This is a genomic window from Pseudomonas sp. NPDC090592 (assembly GCF_044769185.1).
In the GTDB taxonomy this organism is placed as follows: Bacteria; Pseudomonadota; Gammaproteobacteria; order Pseudomonadales; family Pseudomonadaceae; genus Aquipseudomonas.
Map to the genome: position 1 here is coordinate 23,588 of NZ_JBIVXJ010000002.1, position 17,086 is coordinate 40,673.

Genomic DNA, 17,086 nt, shown 5'->3' on the forward strand with positions numbered 1-17,086 from the left:
CTTCGGCAGTCGAGAAAAGCCCGGTTCCTTGGAACCGGGCTTTTTTTTTGGCTTGAACTAACCTGTCAGCATGTCATTGACCACTTGTCGCATAGACGCAGATCAAGCAAAGCGCGGGTAGAGGGCCCTTGCCGGGGTAATCACCTTGTCAGTGTGTGGATTTGTTTCTTACCATGACGACCAAATTTTAGTGCCACTGACACAACCTAAATACAGGTCTGGTTCAACAGGCCAAAGCAAGCTGATGGGAGAGGACTGAATGAGCAATGACGGCGTCAACGCAGGCCGGCGCCGCTTCCTCGTAGCCGCGACATCCGTGGTCGGGGCAGCGGGAGCAGTGGGGGCTGCGGTACCGTTCGTGGGGTCATGGTTTCCCAGTGCCAAGGCGAAAGCCGCAGGTGCACCGGTGAAGGTCAATATCGCCAAGGTCGAGCCCGGGCAGCAGATGGTGGCCGAGTGGCGTGGCCAGCCGGTGTTCATCGTGCGGCGAACGGAGGAGATCCTCGGCAACCTGAAAAAAATCACCGGCGAGCTGTCTGACCCGGACTCCAAGGCCTCGGTGCAGCCGACCTATGTCGACCCCGAGGTTCGCTCGATCAAGCCGGAAATCCTCATTCTCGTTGGCCTGTGCACGCACCTGGGCTGCTCGCCCACCTTCCGCCCGGAAGTTGCACCTGCCGACCTTGGTCCGAAATGGGTGGGGGGCTACTTCTGCCCGTGCCACGGCTCCCACTACGACCTGGCTGGCCGTGTCTACAAGTCGCAGCCGGCACCTCTCAACCTGCCCGTGCCGCCGCACTCATATGAGTCGGACGAAATCGTCGTCATCGGCGTCGACCAGGAGAAAGCATGATGAGCAAGTTCATGGACTGGATTGATGCTCGCTTCCCCGCCACCAAGATGTGGGAAGACCACCTGAGCAAGTATTACGCGCCCAAGAACTTCAACTTCCTGTACTTCTTCGGCTCCCTGGCATTGCTGGTACTGGTCAACCAGATCGTCACCGGCGTGTGGCTGACCATGAGCTTCACGCCCTCGGCGGAAGAGGCATTCGCCTCGGTCGAGTACATCATGCGTGACGTGGAATACGGCTGGATCCTGCGCTACCTGCACTCCACCGGTGCGTCGGCGTTCTTCATCGTGGTCTACCTGCACATGTTCCGTGGCTTGCTCTACGGCTCATACCAGAAGCCGCGTGAGCTGGTGTGGCTGTTCGGCATGCTGATCTACCTGGCACTGATGGCCGAAGCCTTCATGGGCTATCTGCTGCCGTGGGGGCAGATGTCGTACTGGGGTGCCCAGGTGATCATCTCCCTGTTCGGTGCCATCCCGGTGATCGGTGGTGACCTCACCCAGTGGATTCGTGGTGACTACCTGATTTCGGGGATTACCCTGAACCGCTTCTTCGCCCTGCACGTGGTTGCCCTGCCGATCGTTATTCTCGGCCTGGTGGTGCTGCACATCCTGGCCCTGCACGAAGTGGGTTCGAACAACCCCGATGGCGTCGACATCAAGAAGAAAAAGGACGAAAACGGCATTCCGCTGGACGGCATTCCGTTCCACCCGTACTACACCGTCAAGGACATTGTCGGCGTGGTGGTGTTCCTCTTCGTGTTCTGCGCCGTGGTGTTCTTCTTCCCGGAAATGGGTGGTTACTTCCTGGAAAAACCGAACTTCGAGCAGGCCAACGCCTTCAAGACACCTGAGCACATTGCGCCGGTGTGGTACTTCACACCGTTCTACGCAATCTTGCGTGCGGTGCCTGACAAACTGATGGGTGTCATTGCCATGGGCGCGGCCATCGCCGTGCTGTTCGTACTGCCGTGGCTCGACCGCAGCCCGGTGAAATCCATGCGTTACAAGGGCTGGATCAGCAAGGTCTTCCTGCTGGTGTTCTGCGTGGCCTTCGTCATCCTCGGTGTGCTGGGCGTACTGGCGCCGACACCTGGGCGCACCTTGCTGTCGCAGGTGTGCACGGTGTTGTACTTCGCCTACTTCCTGCTGATGCCGTTCTACACAAGGCTCGAGAAGACCAAACCGGTTCCGGAAAGGGTGACTGGCTGATGAAAAAGTTGATTGCAGTATTTTTGCTGGCAGTGATGCCTGCCTTTTCCTTCGCTGCCGAACACAGCCTGGAGCTGGACAAGGCCGATATCGACCTGACCGACAAGGCCGCCATGCAGGACGGTGCGCGCACCTTTGCCAACTATTGCATGGGTTGCCACAGTGCCAAGTTCCAGCGTTACGAGCGGGTCGCCGATGATCTGGGTATCCCGCACGAGCTGATGCTCGAGAAGCTGGTGTTCACCGGTGCCAAGATCGGTGACCACATGCAGATCGGCATGAAGCCCAGTGACGCCAAGACCTGGTTCGGCGCCGCGCCGCCCGACCTCACCCTGGTGGCTCGCGTGCGGGGTACCGACTGGCTCTACACCTACCTGCGCAGTTTCTACGAAGACCCGTCACGGCCTTACGGGGTGAACAACAAGGTGTTCCCGAACGTCGGCATGCCTAACGTGCTGGTCGGTTTGCAGGGTAACCAGGTGATTGGCTGCAAACAGGTGCAGACGGTGATCGATGGCAAGAAGCAATTCGACCCATTGACCGGCAGCCCGATTACCCACGAGGCCTGTGACCAGCTGACCATTACGCCGAAATCCGGTACCCTGACCACTGAGCAGTTCGACGAGAAGGTCAAGAACCTGGTGACCTTCCTGGCCTATTCGGCCAACCCGGTCAAACTGGAAAGCCAGCGCATCGGTACCTATGTGTTGCTGTACCTGGCTTTCTTCTTCGTATTCGCCTACTTGCTCAAGCGTGAATACTGGAAGGACGTGCACTGATCACGCAGTAGTTTCTGGTTGTTGAACGCGCCCGGGGCGCCCCAGCAGAAGTGCTGGGGTGCCCCGGGCGCGTTTTCATTTACAGTTGCACAAGCATCCCGTGCGAGGAGCCGCTACATGGGCGCAACCAACAGGTTAGCCTGCTATTCCGATCCCGCTGATCATTACTCTCATCGGGTACGCCTGGTGCTGGCCGAGAAGGGTGTCAGCGTACAGGTCATCGATGTCGACCCGGCCCGCCTGCCGCCGAAGCTGGCCGAGGTCAACCCTTACGGCAGCGTGCCGACCCTGGTCGACCGTGACCTGGCGTTGTATGAATCGACCGTGGTGATGGAATACCTCGAGGAGCGTTACCCGCACCCGCCGCTGATGCCGGTATACCCGGTTGCGCGCGGTAACAGCCGTCTGCTGATACACCGCATCCAGCGTGACTGGTGTGCCCTGGCCGATACCGTGCTCGATTCGCGCAGCAGCGAAGCTGCCCGTACCGAAGCACGCAAGGCCCTGCGCGAAAGCCTGACCGGCGTTTCGCCACTGTTCAATGAATTCGCCTGCTTCATGAGCGATGAGCAAAGCCTGGTCGATTGCTGTCTATTGCCCATACTCTGGCGTTTGCCGGTGTTGGGTATCGAGTTGCCGCGGCAAGCCAAGCCGCTGCTGGATTACATGGAGCGTCAGTTCGCCCGCGAGCCTTTCCAGGCGAGCCTGTCCTCCGTAGAACGTGAAATGCGAAAGCTTTAAGGAGCCGTTGATGAACTCCAGTCGCCCCTATCTGGTTCGAGCACTGTATGAGTGGATCGTCGACAACGATTGCACACCCCACATGCTGGTCAATGCCGAATTCCCGAAAGTTCAGGTGCCGGATGGTTTCGCCAGTGATGGCCAGATCGTCTTGAATATCTCGCCAAGCGCCGTGCGCAGCCTGCACATGGACAACGATGCGGTCAGCTTCGAGGGTCGCTTCAGTGGCGTGGCTCATTCGCTGTTCGTGCCGGTTGGCGCCATCCTGGGCATCTACGCCCGTGAAAATGGCCAGGGCATGGTCTTTGAGCTGGAATCGCCGCTGGAGGGTGACGAGCTGGAAGACGATGAGGTACAGCCAGATGATGATGGCCCGCCAGAGGGTGGCGGCCAGCCACCACGGCCGACTGGTCGGCCAAGCTTGAAGGTGGTGAAGTAACAAAAAAAGGCGATCCGCAAGGGTCGCCTTTTTCTTTGCTGCCAACTTTGGGTTACAGGTCGCTGATGGTGCGTACCTGGTCCTTGTTGATGCGGGTGCGCTTGCCGTCGAGCTGCTGGAACTCGTAGAAGCCAGCGTCGCGGTCGTACTTCGGTGCGTCGACAGCCTGGATTTCACGGCCATCGTTGAGGGTGATCAGGCTAGGGGTGGAGCAGCCGGCCAGGGTGGCGAAGGTGCCGAACAGCAGGGCAGGCAGCAGAAGCTTTTTCATGCGGTGTTTCCTGGGTTTCTGGAAAAATGGAGCATCTGTGTTGCCTGTCAGGGCCTCTTCGCGGGTAAACCCGCTCCCACAGGGACCTCACAAGCCTTGGAAATGTGAGGTCCCTGTGGGAGCGGGTTTACCCGCGAAGAGGCCGGCACAGGCAATCAGTGAATCAGTCGATGTACTCGAACAGCTTGACGATCTTCTGCACGCCCGACACGCCCTGAACCACGGCGGTGGCCGAGTTGGCCTCCTGCTGGGTCACCAGGCCAAGCAGGTAGACAATACCGTTCTCGGTGATCACCTTGATGCGCGAGCTGGGCACTGCATTGTCGGTCAGCATCTGCGTCTTGATCTTGGTGGTCAGCCAGGCGTCGTTGTTGCGCGCCAGGATCGAGGAGGGCTGCATCACCTGCAGTTCGTTGTGCACTTTCTTGACGCGCTGTACCTGGCCGGCGGTCTGCTCGGCGAGGCTCTTGAGGTCTGCACGTGGCGTCTGGCCGGCCAGCAGGACGATGCCGTTGTAGCTGCTGACAACGATGTGCGAGCCCTTGTCCAGGTCAGGGCTGGCCTTGGAAATGTTTACGGCGGCCTTGGTTTCGATCAGCGAATCGTCGATTTTGCTGCCGATGGTGCGCGTGCCGCGATCGTCCTCGATGGGCGAATTACGGGTAGAGGTGAGTACCGAGCTGCAACCGGTGACGCTCAGGCACAGGGTCAGGGCCATCAGGCCGAGGCGCATAGGGGTCATTCTTCACTCCCGAACAGTTGGCTGTCGATCAGATCGCACAGGCAGTGGATCGCCAGCAGGTGGACTTCCTGGATGCGCGCAGTAACGGTTGAAGGTACGCGGATTTCCACGTCTTCGGGCAGCAGCAGCGAAGCCATGCCGCCGCCGTCGCGACCCGTCAATGCTACGACAATCATTTCGCGGTCATGTGCGGCCTGGATCGCCTGGATCACGTTGGCCGAGTTGCCGCTGGTGGAGATCGCCAGCAGAACGTCCCCAGGCTGGCCCAGGGCGCGAATCTGCTTGGAAAAGACTTCGTTGTAGCTGTAGTCGTTGGCGATCGAGGTCAGCGTCGAGCTGTCGGTGGTCAGCGCAATGGCCGGCAGGCTCGGGCGTTCGCGCTCGAAGCGGTTGAGCAGCTCGGACGAAAAGTGCTGGGCATCGCCGGCAGAGCCGCCGTTGCCACAGGCGAGCATCTTGCCCTCGTTGAGCAGCGCATTGACCATGACCAGGCTTGCCTGCTCGATGTGCGGTGCCAGGATGTCCATTGCCTGTTGCTTGGTATCGATGCTGGCCTGGAACAGCCGGCGAATTCGGGATTGCATGTCCATCTGGTGACCTTAAGTGGGGCGGTGGCCTTTGCTACGCGCAACAACGACCAGCCCGCGATACATAGAGCAAAAAATACGAAGTGAGTTCAGCATTCGAAGGCGTTTTTCAGCCATTGAAGCGGTCTGCCTGCATGATGGCTACCCTGCAGGGCGACAACGTCGAAGCGGCAGGGGTGGTTGCCCCAGCGGGGTTCCTGCTGCAGGAACAGGCTGGCGGCGAGCACCAACCGTTTCTGCTTGCGCCCGTCGATACTTTCGAGGGCGCCACCGAAGCCCGCGTGCAACCGGTAGCGGACTTCGACGAATACTACTGTATCGGCGTCGAGCATGACCAGATCAAGCTCGCCGCCTTTGCATCGCCAGTTGCGTGCCAGCAGTTGCAGGCCCTGCCCTTGAAGGTACTCAAGGGCCTGGGTTTCTGCCGCTTGCCCGGCACGGGTGGGCGATGCTGTTGCCATCAGCGCGCAGTATCAGGCAGGCGCTTGACCTGGCCGCCTGCGAACTCGGCCCATGGCAGCTGGCGCTCGACACGCTGGTTGGCGTTGATGCTCAGGCTGCCCGAAAGGCCCAGGACGCGGTTGTCCGGCAGCGCTTTCAGTTGGCCCAGGCGTGGTGCGAGGCTGTAGGCATCGACGCCCATGGCATACAGGCGGCCAAGGCTGCCGGCAGCTTGCGGCCACTGCTGGACAACCTGCTGGCGCAGGCTGTTGCTGGTGTCGAGCAGCCATGGCGTTTCGCAGAAGCGGATGCCGTTCATGTCGTTGTACTGGTTCACGTCACCGCTGGCGCTGTACAGGTTCGAGGTGGCGTAGACCGGCACGTCACCGGCGTACTGGAAATTCAGGGTCGGCTTGATCTGCTGGGCCTGTTGCGGGGTCGAGGCCAGGAAGATGAAATCGATGTCCTGGCGGCGCGACGGTTGTGCGGCGATGCTGCCACCTACCGTGCTTTGCAGGCTCTTGGCGCGGCCTTCGCTCTGGCGCAGCTGGAACAGGTCGGCAATCTGCTGGGCCAGGGCAACCGGCTGGGCAATACGCTCGGCAGCGAGCAGGGTGCCGCCATTGCCTTCCCAGTCCTGGCGGAAGGCGGCCAGCACGCGGTCACCCCATTCGCCACTTGGTACCAGCGCCACGGCGCGGACCATGCCGTCGGCGCGGGCGCGGCGGGCGACTTCACGGGCTTCGTCTTCGGCAGCCAGGCCGAACTGGAACAGTTGTGGCGGCGCTTTCTGGCCGGCGTCGGCGTAGTTGAGCGCCAGGGTGGTGATCGGCAACTGCGGTTTGGCCGCCAGTTGCTTCACCAGTGGTTTTTCCAGCGGGCCGATGACCAGTTGCACGCCAGCGGCCTGGGCCTGGCGGTAGAAGTCGTCAAGCGAGCCGATGCGCGAGCTGTCGAACACCTGCACTGCAGGTGCTGGCTGGCCGGCTTGCTGGGCCTGGAAATGGGCGGCCATGAAGCCATCACGCAGGGCGCGGGCAACACCGGCCAGCGGGCCCTCCTGAGGCAGCAGCAGGGCGATCTTGGTCAGCGGCTGGCTGGCCAGTTCCTTGAGCTTGGTCAGTGCCAGTGGCAGTTGCTGTGCTGCCGGGTGGTCAGGGTGCTGTTTGACCCAGGTTTCGATGGCCGCTTGCTGTTGTTCCAGGGTGCCTGCGCTTTTCACGGCGAACGCCAGGCTGGTCCAGCCGGCCAGGGTCTGGTCGTTGACGGGCTGTTGCAGTTGCTCTGCCGGCAGCGAGGCAACCAGGGCCCAGATGGCGTCGTTGTTGGCACTGGCGGCCTGGCCGCTCAGCAGCGGGGCCAGCAGTACGCGCTGTTGCGCAGCAGCCAGGGCCTGGCCGTCGGCTTCGAGGGCGGCGGCGTGCACGCTGTAGGTGCGCGCTTGCTGCTCTGCCGGCAGTTCGGCAACGCGCTGCAGGCTTGGGTGGGCCAGGGCAGTGAGTGCTGCCTTGGGCTGGTTGCGGCTCATGGCCAGCTCGGCAGCGAGGGTGCTGGCGAACACTTGTTGGGCCGGCTTGAGCGTGTCCAGCGGGACTTGCTCGAGAATGCGTGCGGCGCGCGGGAAGTCCTTCTGCTTGTAGGCCAGGTCGGCTGCGCTCAGGCGCAGCAGGGCGGCGTCTTCCGCAGACTTGCTGGAAGCGGCCTTTTCGAGCAGTTGCTCGATGCTGGCGTCCGGGGTGCGTGGCAGTTCGCCCAGGCTGGATGAGGGCGAGCTGGCGCAGGCCGCCAGCAGGGCAGCGAGGCAGAGGGCTGTGAGCAGCCGCAGGCAAGCGATCATGTAAAGGTCCTGTTACTCGATCAAGTTGGCCGGCAATTGTACCCAAGCACTGGCCGGGGCGCGATGTCGCTGTGCTGATCCTTCACTATAGGTGGCCTGGCGCTGGTCGCAGGTGAAGTTCTTTGCGCCCTGTTACAGGCGCTCGGGCTACAATGGCGCCTTTGATCCGAATGACAGGTGTGCGCAGTGACTGATGTGGCAGGGGCTTCGAAATCCACGGTGGGGACGCTGTATGTGGTGGCAACCCCCATCGGCAACCTTGACGACATGAGCGCCAGGGCGCTGAAGGTGCTGGCGGATGTGGCGCTCATCGCCGCCGAAGACACCCGTCATTCGATCCGTCTGTTGCAGCACTTTGGTATCGATACGCCGCTGGCGGCCTGCCATGAGCACAACGAGCGCGATGAGGGTGGGCGTTTTCTCACCAAGTTGCTGGCTGGCGATAACGTGGCGCTGGTTTCCGATGCCGGTACGCCGCTGATCTCCGACCCGGGCTACCACCTGGTGCGCCAGGCGCGGGCCGCGGGTGTGAATGTGGTGCCGGTGCCGGGCGCGTGCGCCTTGATTGCCGCGTTGTCGGCGGCCGGCCTGCCATCGGACCGCTTCATCTTCGAAGGCTTCCTGCCGGCGAAGCAGGCGGGGCGCAAGGCGCGTCTGGAGCAGGTGAAGGAAGAGCCGCGCACGCTGATATTCTATGAGGCGCCGCACCGCATCCTGGAATGCCTTGAAGACATGGAGGCGGTATTTGGTGGCGAGCGCCCGGCGCTGCTGGCGCGCGAGCTGACCAAGACATTCGAGACCCTCAAGGGCTTGCCGTTGGCTGAACTGCGAGCATTCGTTGCTGGCGACAGTAACCAGCAGCGCGGTGAGTGCGTGGTGCTGGTAGGGGGCTGGAGTGCTCCCGAGGGTGAGCAGGCCATCAGTGCCGAGGCGCAGCGCGTACTTGACTTGCTGCTGGCCGAGTTGCCGCTGAAGCGGGCAGCGGCACTTGCGGCGGAAATTACCGGGGTACGCAAGAATCTTTTGTATCAACTTGCCCTGGAAAAGCAGAAAGCCGAATAGTGGCAAAATGATATAAATGCCGGTATCGCTTGTTCTTGGGCGCGCGTGCCGGTAACCTTGTCGGCGGAGAGTCGATCGGACAGTCGCTGCCTGCTTTTGTTCCGCAACTTTGGTTGTGCGAGCAGCAGGGGGAGGAAAGTCCGGGCTCCATAGGGCAGAGTGCCAGGTAACGCCTGGGAGGCGTGAGCCTACGGAAAGTGCCACAGAAAATAACCGCCTAAGCACTTCGGTGCCGGTAAGGGTGAAAAGGTGCGGTAAGAGCGCACCGCACGGCTGGCAACAGTTCGTGGCTAGGTAAACCCCACTCGGAGCAAGACCAAATAGGGTTCCATCAGGCGTGGCCCGCGTCGGAACCGGGTAGGTTGCTAGAGGCGTCCAGTGATGGCCGTCGTAGAGGAATGACTGTCCTCGACAAAACCCGGCTTACAGATCGACTCTCCACCTTTTCCTTCCCTGCTTGATTCGATAGCAGATCCCCTCTGGTAATACCGAAAAAATCTTACTCTTGATAAATCACTTTAACTTCGAACTCCATGTGCTTGCGTGGTTTTGATTTTGCTCGTGTTTTTTTCTCTTCGGCAGTGCTTCCACATTCCCATATCGCGCTAAATCTCCGTCCTGTAAGGCTTTTCCTTATGAACGTGCCTTGACGGTGCTGCGGGCGGATTCCTATAGTGTGCGCAAGTGGCAGAAAGTGGGATGAAGTGGGTTTTCTGGCACAAAAAAGCTAACATTGTGGGGAATCGCAGCCGTGTTCCGCGGAGCCAACGCCGTCAGCCTCGATGCAAAGGGCCGTCTCGCCATGCCGAGCCGGTACCGTGACGAGCTCGATTCGCGTTGCAATGGCCAACTGATCGTGACCATTGATGCCGTTGATCCCTGCTTATGTGTTTATCCCCTCGATGAGTGGGAGCAGATAGAAGCCAAGTTGCGTGCCTTGCCGTCGTTGCGTGAGGAAAACCGCCGCCTGCAGCGTTTGCTGATCGGCAATGCGGTTGACCTGGAGCTCGATGGCAGCGGTCGTTTCCTGGTGCCGCCCCGCCTGCGTGAGTACGCCAAGCTCGACAAGAAGGCGATGCTGGTGGGGCAACTGAACAAATTCCAGCTGTGGGACGAAGATGCCTGGAACGCGGTTTCGGCAGCCGACCTTGCAGCTATTCAACAACCGGGCGCCATGCCCGACGAATTGCGTGACCTGATCCTGTGACCATAGATAGCGGCTTCAACCACATTACCGTCCTGCTCGACGAGGCTGTCGAGGCATTGGCCCTGCGCGCCGACGGTTGCTATCTGGACGGCACGTTTGGCCGTGGCGGACACAGCCGGCTGATTCTCAGCAAGCTGGGGCCGCAAGGGCGGCTGCTGGGCTTCGATAAAGATCCACAGGCGATTGCCACGGGGCAAGCGCTGGCGGCCGAAGACGGCCGCTTTGTCATTGTGCAGCGCAGCTTTGCCGAGCTGGGCGCGGAGGTGGCCGAGCGCGGCCTGCACGGCAAGGTCAGCGGTGTGCTGCTGGACCTGGGCGTGTCCTCGCCGCAACTGGATGACCCCGAGCGTGGCTTCAGCTTCCTCAATGATGGCCCGCTGGACATGCGCATGAATCCGGATCAGGGCATCAGTGCCGCCGAGTTCATCGCCACCGCGCCTGTGGAAGAAATTGCCCGCGTGTTCAAGGAGTACGGTGAAGAGCGCTTCGCTGGCCGGATGGCGCGTGCCGTGGTCGAGCGCCGTGAAAAACAACCGTTCACCCGTACTGCCGACCTGGCAGAGGTGCTCAAGGTTGCCAACCCTGCCTGGGAAAAAGGCAAGAACCCGGCTACCCGTGCCTTCCAGGGCCTTCGTATCCACGTCAACAACGAGCTGGGCGACCTTGAGGCCGGCCTTGAGGCTGCGCTTGATGCGCTCGAAGTGGGTGGTCGCCTGGCGGTCATCAGCTTCCACTCGCTGGAAGACCGCATCGTCAAGCTGTTCATGCGCAAGCTGGTAAAGGGCGAGGCCGACAACCTGCCACGCAACCTGCCGGTACAGCACAAGGCCTTCGAGCCGAAAATCAAGCTTATAGGCAAGGCCCAGTTCGCTTCCGAAGCCGAACTCAAGGCCAACCCCCGGTCGCGTAGCGCCGTGATGCGTGTGGCGGAGAAGCTGCGGTGAGCAGGCTGTTTGCCAAGCCTTTGCCAGGCGGAAGCTTCCTGATGCTTCTGCTGTTCGTTGCCGTGCTGGTTTCGGCCATCGCCGTGTCTTACAGCGCGCACTGGAACCGCCAGTTGCTCAACACCCTGTACGGTGAGTTGAACGAGCGCGACAAGGCCCAGGCCGAGTGGGGCCGGCTGATTCTTGAGCAGAGCACCTGGACTGCCGCCAGCCGTATCGAGAACCTGGCGTCCGAGCAGTTGAAGATGCGTGTGCCTTCGGCTGACGAAGTACGGATGGTGGCACCATGATGAAGCTCGAAGGCGCACTCTACCCGTGGCGCTTCCGCGTGGTGATCGGCTTGCTGGCCATCATGGTGGGTGCCATCTGCTGGCGCATCATCGACCTGCAGGTAGTCGACCGTGACTTCCTCAAGGGCCAGGGCGATGCGCGCAGCCTGCGTCATATTCCTATCCCGGCGCACCGCGGCCTGATTACCGACCGCAACGGTGAGCCGCTGGCCGTGAGTACCCCGGTTACCACCCTGTGGGCCAACCCCAAGGAAATGCAGGCGTCCAGGGACCGCTGGCCACAGCTGGCTGCGGCGTTGGGGCAAAACCCGCAGCAGCTGACCGAGCGCCTGACCCAGCAGGCGAGCAAAGAGTTCATCTACCTGGTCCGCGGCCTGACCCCGGAGCAGGGCCAGCATGTGCTCGACCTGAAAGTGCCAGGCGTGTACGGCCTGGAAGAATTCCGCCGCTTCTATCCGGCCGGTGATGTCACGGCGCATATGGTCGGCTTCACCGACCTTGACGACCATGGGCGCGAGGGTGTGGAACTGGCCTATGACGAATGGCTGGCCGGCGTGCCGGGCAAGCGCCAGGTGATCAAGGACCGGCGCGGCCGGCTGATCAAGGACATCCAGGTAACCAAGAACGCCAAGGCCGGTAAGACCTTGGCGTTGTCGATAGACCTGCGCCTGCAGTACCTGGCCACCCGCGAACTGCGTAACGCCATTGCCGAACAGGACGCCAAGGCCGGCAGCCTGGTGATCATGGACGTCAAGACCGGTGAGGTCCTGGCCATGGTCAACCAGCCGACCTACAACCCCAACAACCGCCGCAGCATGTTCCCGGCGGCCATGCGCAACCGGGCGATCATCGACGTGTTCGAGCCCGGTTCCACGGTCAAGCCGATCTCCATGAGTGCGGCCCTGCAGAGCGGCCGCTGGAAGCCGACCGACAAGGTCGAAGTCTACCCGGGCAGCCTGCAGATCGGCCGCTATACCATCAAGGACGTATCGCGCAGCGAAGGCCCGATCCTCGACCTGACCGGTATCCTGATCAACTCCAGTAACGTCGGCATGAGCAAGATCGCCTTCGACATCGGCGGCGAGGCCATTTACCGGGTCATGTCCCAGGTTGGCCTGGGCCAGTACACCGGCCTTGGCTTCCCGGGTGAGCGCGTCGGCAACCTGCCTAACCACCGCGAATGGCGCAAGGCCGAGACCGCGACGCTGTCCTACGGCTACGGCGTGTCGGTGACCGCCCTGCAGTTGGTGCATGCCTACGCGGCACTGGCCAACGACGGCAAGATGGTGCCGCTGTCGATCCTCAAGGTCGACCAGCCGCCGGAAGCGGTGCAAGCCATTCCGAAGGAAACCGCCGAAACCGTTCAGGGCATGTTGCAGCAGGTGATCGAGGCGCCGCGCGGCGTGTTCCGCGCCCAGGTGCCGTTCTATCACGTGGCCGGCAAGTCCGGTACCGCGCGTAAGGCCACCGTGGGTTCCAAGGGCTACACCGAAAACGCCTACCGCTCGCTGTTCGCTGGCTTCGGGCCAATGAGCGACCCGCGCTACGCCATCGTCGTGGTCATCGACGAGCCGGGCAAGGGCGGCTACTTCGGTGGCCTGGTTTCGGCGCCAGTGTTCAGCAAGGTCATGTCCGGCACCCTGCGTTTGATGAACGTGCCGCCAGACAACCTGCCGCCACCTGCGCCAGCAGCGCCCGCCGGGCAATCGCAAGTCAATGCAGCAGCCGCCAAGGGAGGGCGTGGATGATGACAATGCCATTAAGCAAACTTTTCGCCCACGCCAGCCGTGACCCGCTGATCCGTGAACTGACGCTGGACAGCCGCAGTGTGCGGCCGGGCGACCTGTTCCTGGCCGTGCCGGGGGCCAAGGTCGATGGCCGCGAGCATATCGCCGATGCACTGGCCCGTGGCGCTGCCGCCGTGGCCTATGAAGAGCAGGGCGCCAACGTGCTGCCGCTGACCGACGTGCCGCTGATTCCGGTGAAGGGCCTGATTGCCCAGCTGTCCGAGATTGCTGGCCGTTTCTATGGCGAGCCCAGCCGCCAGCTGAACCTGGTGGGCGTGACCGGTACCAACGGCAAGACCAGTGTGACCCAGTTGGTGGCGCAGGCACTGGACCTGCTCGGCCAGCGCTGCGGCCTGATCGGCACGTTGGGTACAGGCTTTTATGGCGAACTGCAGAGCGGCCGGCTGACCACGCCAGACCCCATCGCCGTGCAGTCGACGCTCAATGACCTGAAGAAAGGTGGCGCCAAGGCCGTGGCCATGGAAGTTTCCTCCCATGCCCTGGAACAAGGCCGGGTTGCCGCGCTGGAATTCGACATCGCGGTCATGACCAACCTGTCCCGTGACCACCTCGATTACCACGGCAGCATGCAGGCCTACGAGGCCGCCAAGGCCAAGCTGTTCAGCTGGCCGAGCCTGCGTTGCCAGGTGGTCAACCTGGATGATGACTTCGGTCGTCGTCTGGCTGACGATTTTGCCCGCAAGCCGATGACCGATCGTATCGAGACCCGGCTGATCAGCTATAGCCTGGAAAACCGGGACGCGTCGCTGTTCTGCCCTGAGGCCAGGTTTGATGACGATGGCGTCCGCGCCACGCTCGTCACCGCCCAAGGTGAGCGCACCCTGCGCAGCCAGTTGCTGGGCCGCTTCAACCTCAGCAACATGCTCGCCGCCGTAGCTACGCTGTTGGCCCTGGACTATTCGCTGGACGAGATCCTCAAGGTCACCCCGCAACTGCAAGGGCCGGTAGGCCGCATGCAGCGTCTGGGTGGCGGCGACAAGCCCCTGGTGGTGGTCGACTACGCGCACACCCCGGACGCCCTGGAAAAGGTGCTCGAAGCCCTGCGTCCGCACGCCCACGGCAAGCTGCTGTGCCTGTTTGGCTGTGGCGGCGACCGTGACCGCGGCAAGCGCCCGCTGATGGCCGAAGTGGCCGAGCGCCTGGCCGACCGCGTGGTGGTCACCGATGACAACCCGCGTAGCGAAGACCCGCTGCGTATCTTCGACGACATCCGTCCCGGTTTCACCAGGCCTGACAGCGTCGAGTTCGTTGCCGGGCGTGGCGAGGCCATCGCGCACCTGATTGCCACCGCCGCTGCCAACGATGTGATCGTGCTGGCCGGTAAGGGGCATGAGGATTACCAGGAGATCAATGGCGAGCGCCATGACTTTTCCGACCTGATCGAAGCCGAGAAGGCACTTGCAGCCTGGGAGGCTCCACATGCTTAAGCCGCTGTCACTCAGCCAGCTGACCACGGCACTGAGTGGTCAACAAATCGGTGGCGACGCCACGTTCACCGGTGTCAGCATCGACAGCCGCAGCGTCGGCGCCGGGCAGCTGTTCGTTGCCCTGGCCGGCCCGCGTTTCGATGGCCATGACTACCTGGCCGATGTCAAAGCCAAAGGTGCAGTCGCTGCCCTGGTCGAACGTGCAGTGGCCGACGTCGACCTGCCCCAGTTGCTGGTCAAGGATTGCCGTGTAGCGCTCGGCCAGCTCGGTGCCCTCAACCGCGCTGCGTTCGACAAGCCTGTCGTGGCCATTACCGGTTCCAGCGGCAAGACCACCGTCAAGGAAATGCTGGCCAGCATCCTGCGTACCCGTGGCCTGGTGCACGCCACCCGCGGCAACCTGAACAACGACCTCGGTGCGCCGCTGACCCTGCTGGAGATCGCCCCGGAGCACAGCGCTGCGGTGATCGAACTGGGTGCTTCGCGCATTGGTGAGATCCGCTACACCGTTGGCCTGACCCAGCCCCAGGTGGTCATCATCAACAACGCCGGTACTGCCCACGTTGGCGAGTTCGGCGGCCCGGAGAAAATCGTCGAAGCCAAGGGCGAAATCCTTGAAGGCCTGGGCGAGGGCGGCATCGCCATCCTTAATCTGGACGACAAGGCTTTCCCGATCTGGAAGGCGCGTGCCGGTGCACACAGCGTCATCAGTTTTGCGCGCAGCAATCCGCAGGCCGACTTCTACGCCACGGACATCGGTCGCGATGCCCGTGGTTGCCCGTCTTTCAAGCTGCATGGCGCCGGTGAAACGGTAGCTGTGCAACTCAATGTGCTGGGTGAGCATAACGTCAGCAATGCGCTGGCCGCCGCCGCCGCTGCCCATGCCGTTGGTCTGAGCCTGAGCGGCATCGCCGCGGGCCTGGCTGCCGTGCAACCGGTCAAGGGCCGTACCGTGGCGCAGATCGCGCCGAACGGTGTGCGGGTGATCGACGATAGTTACAACGCAAATCCCACCTCCATGTGTGCGGCCATTGATATACTCGCCGGCTTTTCCGGGCGCACCGTTCTGGTGCTTGGGGATATCGGCGAACTGGGGCAATGGGCGGAGGAAGGCCACCGTCAGGTGGGTGACTACGCGCGTGGCAAGGTAGATGCCCTGTACGCAGTGGGTTCCAACATGACACATGCGGTCAAGGCGTTCGGCGCCAATGGCCGTCATTTCGCTACTCAAGCTGAGCTGATCGACGCGGTTAGCGCCGAAAGTGCCAGCGACACCACAATCTTGATCAAGGGCTCGCGCAGCGCTGCGATGGAAAACGTCGTGGCGGCATTGTGCGGTGCCAGCGGGGAGAAACATTAATGCTGCTGCTGTTGGCCGAGTATCTGCAACAGTTCCATAAAGGCTTCGCGGTCTTCCAGTACCTGTCCCTGCGCGGGATTCTTGGTGTACTGACCGCGTTGTCGCTGGCGCTGTGGCTGGGGCCGTGGATGATCCGTACCCTGCAAATTCGCCAGATCGGCCAGGCCGTGCGTAACGACGGCCCGCAATCGCACCTGTCCAAGTCCGGCACCCCGACCATGGGTGGCGCGCTGATCCTGTCGGCCATTGCCGTCAGCACGCTGCTGTGGGCGGACCTGAGCAACCGTTACGTCTGGGTGGTGTTGATCGTCACCCTGGCGTTCGGCGCCATCGGCTGGGTCGACGACTACCGCAAGGTGATCGAAAAGAACTCCCGTGGCCTGCCAAGCCGCTGGAAGTACTTCTGGCAGTCGGTATTCGGCCTGGCTGCAGCCGTGTTCCTGTACAAGACCGCGCCAACCAGCGTCGAGACCACGCTGATTTTGCCGTTCATCAAGGATGTCACCATCCCGCTGGGCGTTGGCTTCGTCGTACTGACCTACTTCGTCATCGTCGGCTCCAGCAACGCGGTCAACCTCACTGACGGCCTCGACGGCCTGGCAATCATGCCTACGGTGATGGTCGGCGGCGCCCTGGGCATCTTCTGCTACCTGTCGGGTAACGTGAAGTTCGCCGAATACCTGCTGATTCCTTACGTGCCGGGTTCGGGCGAGCTGATCGTGTTCTGCGGCGCGCTGATCGGTGCCGGCCTGGGCTTCCTGTGGTTCAACACCTACCCGGCACAAGTCTTCATGGGTGACGTCGGTGCGCTGGCGCTGGGCGCCGCACTGGGCACCATTGCGGTGATCGTCCGCCAGGAAATCGTCCTGTTCATCATGGGCGGCATCTTCGTTGTGGAAACCCTGTCGGTGGTGATCCAGGTCGCCTCCTTCAAGCTGACCGGCAAGCGCGTGTTCCGCATGGCGCCGATCCACCACCACTTTGAACTCAAGGGCTGGCCAGAGCCACGGGTGATCGTCCGCTTCTGGATCATCACCGTGATCCTGGTGCTGATCGGCCTTGCAACCCTGAAACTGAGGTAGATGAG

General features: G+C 62.0%; 18 protein-coding genes and 1 other RNA gene. 14 read left to right on the top strand and 5 right to left on the bottom strand.

Going from position 1 to position 17,086, the window contains the following annotated elements; all coding sequences use genetic code 11:
- The first annotated feature begins 259 nt into the window (after nucleotides 1–259).
- From petA to ACIQUI_RS01660, 5 genes are all read left to right on the top strand, one after another.
- Nucleotides 260–853: a ubiquinol-cytochrome c reductase iron-sulfur subunit gene (petA, locus tag ACIQUI_RS01640; protein WP_403194450.1), complete on the top strand. Its 594-nt coding sequence runs from the start codon at nucleotides 260–262 to the stop codon at nucleotides 851–853.
- Nucleotides 853–2,064 carry a cytochrome b N-terminal domain-containing protein gene (locus tag ACIQUI_RS01645; protein ID WP_391127788.1) on the top strand — a complete coding sequence of 404 codons (1,212 nt, stop codon included), beginning with the start codon at nucleotides 853–855 and terminating at the stop codon, nucleotides 2,062–2,064. Before petA ends, ACIQUI_RS01645 begins: the two co-directional genes overlap by 1 nt.
- Nucleotides 2,064–2,843 (top strand): cytochrome c1, encoded by a 780-nt coding sequence (locus ACIQUI_RS01650; protein WP_403194451.1) that lies wholly within the window; start codon nucleotides 2,064–2,066, stop codon nucleotides 2,841–2,843. The genes ACIQUI_RS01645 and ACIQUI_RS01650 overlap by 1 nt, the downstream gene beginning before the upstream one ends.
- A gap of 117 nt (nucleotides 2,844–2,960) precedes the next feature.
- Nucleotides 2,961–3,584 (top strand): glutathione S-transferase N-terminal domain-containing protein, encoded by a 624-nt coding sequence (locus tag ACIQUI_RS01655; protein WP_403194453.1) that lies wholly within the window; start codon nucleotides 2,961–2,963, stop codon nucleotides 3,582–3,584.
- Between the two features lie 10 nt (nucleotides 3,585–3,594).
- Nucleotides 3,595–4,023: a ClpXP protease specificity-enhancing factor gene (locus tag ACIQUI_RS01660; protein WP_403194455.1), complete on the top strand. Its 429-nt coding sequence runs from the start codon at nucleotides 3,595–3,597 to the stop codon at nucleotides 4,021–4,023.
- Between the two features lie 52 nt (nucleotides 4,024–4,075).
- On the opposite strand, the gene ACIQUI_RS01665 is transcribed toward ACIQUI_RS01660, so the two are convergent.
- The 5 genes from ACIQUI_RS01665 to ACIQUI_RS01685 form a co-directional block, all read right to left on the bottom strand.
- Nucleotides 4,076–4,294, bottom strand: coding sequence for a YgdI/YgdR family lipoprotein (locus ACIQUI_RS01665; RefSeq protein ID WP_391127666.1), 219 nt, complete (start codon nucleotides 4,292–4,294; stop codon nucleotides 4,076–4,078).
- A 163-nt stretch (nucleotides 4,295–4,457) separates the two neighbouring features.
- Nucleotides 4,458–5,036 (bottom strand): BON domain-containing protein, encoded by a 579-nt coding sequence (locus ACIQUI_RS01670; protein ID WP_016713549.1) that lies wholly within the window; start codon nucleotides 5,034–5,036, stop codon nucleotides 4,458–4,460.
- A complete protein-coding gene (locus ACIQUI_RS01675) occupies nucleotides 5,033–5,626 on the bottom strand; it encodes a phosphoheptose isomerase (protein ID WP_012274070.1) in 594 nt (197 codons plus the stop codon). The genes ACIQUI_RS01670 and ACIQUI_RS01675 overlap by 4 nt, the downstream gene beginning before the upstream one ends.
- Before the next feature lie 86 nt (nucleotides 5,627–5,712).
- Nucleotides 5,713–6,084 (bottom strand): YraN family protein, encoded by a 372-nt coding sequence (locus tag ACIQUI_RS01680; protein ID WP_403194457.1) that lies wholly within the window; start codon nucleotides 6,082–6,084, stop codon nucleotides 5,713–5,715.
- On the bottom strand, nucleotides 6,084–7,901 hold the full coding sequence (locus ACIQUI_RS01685; protein ID WP_403194459.1) for a penicillin-binding protein activator: 1,818 nt from the start codon (nucleotides 7,899–7,901) through the stop codon (nucleotides 6,084–6,086). The genes ACIQUI_RS01680 and ACIQUI_RS01685 overlap by 1 nt, the downstream gene beginning before the upstream one ends.
- 186 nt (nucleotides 7,902–8,087) lie before the next feature.
- Here ACIQUI_RS01685 and rsmI point away from each other — a divergent pair, with 186 nt between their 5' ends.
- The 9 genes from rsmI to mraY all read left to right on the top strand — a co-directional run bounded on the left by rsmI (nucleotide 8,088) and on the right by mraY (nucleotide 17,081).
- The gene (gene rsmI / locus ACIQUI_RS01690; RefSeq protein ID WP_403194461.1) at nucleotides 8,088–8,963 is read left to right on the top strand and encodes a 16S rRNA (cytidine(1402)-2'-O)-methyltransferase; all 876 of its coding nucleotides are present in this window, start codon (nucleotides 8,088–8,090) and stop codon (nucleotides 8,961–8,963) included.
- A gap of 67 nt (nucleotides 8,964–9,030) precedes the next feature.
- An RNA gene (rnpB, locus tag ACIQUI_RS01695) (RNase P RNA component class A) lies at nucleotides 9,031–9,405 on the top strand.
- Between the two features lie 309 nt (nucleotides 9,406–9,714).
- The gene (gene mraZ, locus ACIQUI_RS01700) at nucleotides 9,715–10,170 is read left to right on the top strand and encodes a division/cell wall cluster transcriptional repressor MraZ (RefSeq protein WP_004575120.1); all 456 of its coding nucleotides are present in this window, start codon (nucleotides 9,715–9,717) and stop codon (nucleotides 10,168–10,170) included.
- Nucleotides 10,167–11,114: a 16S rRNA (cytosine(1402)-N(4))-methyltransferase RsmH gene (gene rsmH / locus ACIQUI_RS01705; RefSeq protein WP_403194463.1), complete on the top strand. Its 948-nt coding sequence runs from the start codon at nucleotides 10,167–10,169 to the stop codon at nucleotides 11,112–11,114. The genes mraZ and rsmH overlap by 4 nt, the downstream gene beginning before the upstream one ends.
- Entirely contained in the window at nucleotides 11,111–11,404 is a 294-nt protein-coding gene (ftsL, locus tag ACIQUI_RS01710) for a cell division protein FtsL (RefSeq protein ID WP_003260787.1), read from the top strand. The genes rsmH and ftsL overlap by 4 nt, the downstream gene beginning before the upstream one ends.
- On the top strand, nucleotides 11,404–13,152 hold the full coding sequence (locus tag ACIQUI_RS01715; protein WP_403194806.1) for a peptidoglycan D,D-transpeptidase FtsI family protein: 1,749 nt from the start codon (nucleotides 11,404–11,406) through the stop codon (nucleotides 13,150–13,152). The genes ftsL and ACIQUI_RS01715 overlap by 1 nt, the downstream gene beginning before the upstream one ends.
- Nucleotides 13,149–14,639, top strand: a complete 1,491-nt coding sequence (murE, locus tag ACIQUI_RS01720) for a UDP-N-acetylmuramoyl-L-alanyl-D-glutamate--2,6-diaminopimelate ligase (RefSeq protein WP_403194465.1) — start codon at nucleotides 13,149–13,151, stop codon at nucleotides 14,637–14,639. Before ACIQUI_RS01715 ends, murE begins: the two co-directional genes overlap by 4 nt.
- Nucleotides 14,632–15,999, top strand: coding sequence for a UDP-N-acetylmuramoyl-tripeptide--D-alanyl-D-alanine ligase (gene murF, locus ACIQUI_RS01725; protein WP_403194467.1), 1,368 nt, complete (start codon nucleotides 14,632–14,634; stop codon nucleotides 15,997–15,999). The genes murE and murF overlap by 8 nt, the downstream gene beginning before the upstream one ends.
- Nucleotides 15,999–17,081, top strand: a complete 1,083-nt coding sequence (mraY, locus tag ACIQUI_RS01730; protein ID WP_003251852.1) for a phospho-N-acetylmuramoyl-pentapeptide-transferase — start codon at nucleotides 15,999–16,001, stop codon at nucleotides 17,079–17,081. Before murF ends, mraY begins: the two co-directional genes overlap by 1 nt.
- The last annotated feature ends 5 nt before the right edge of the window (nucleotides 17,082–17,086 follow it).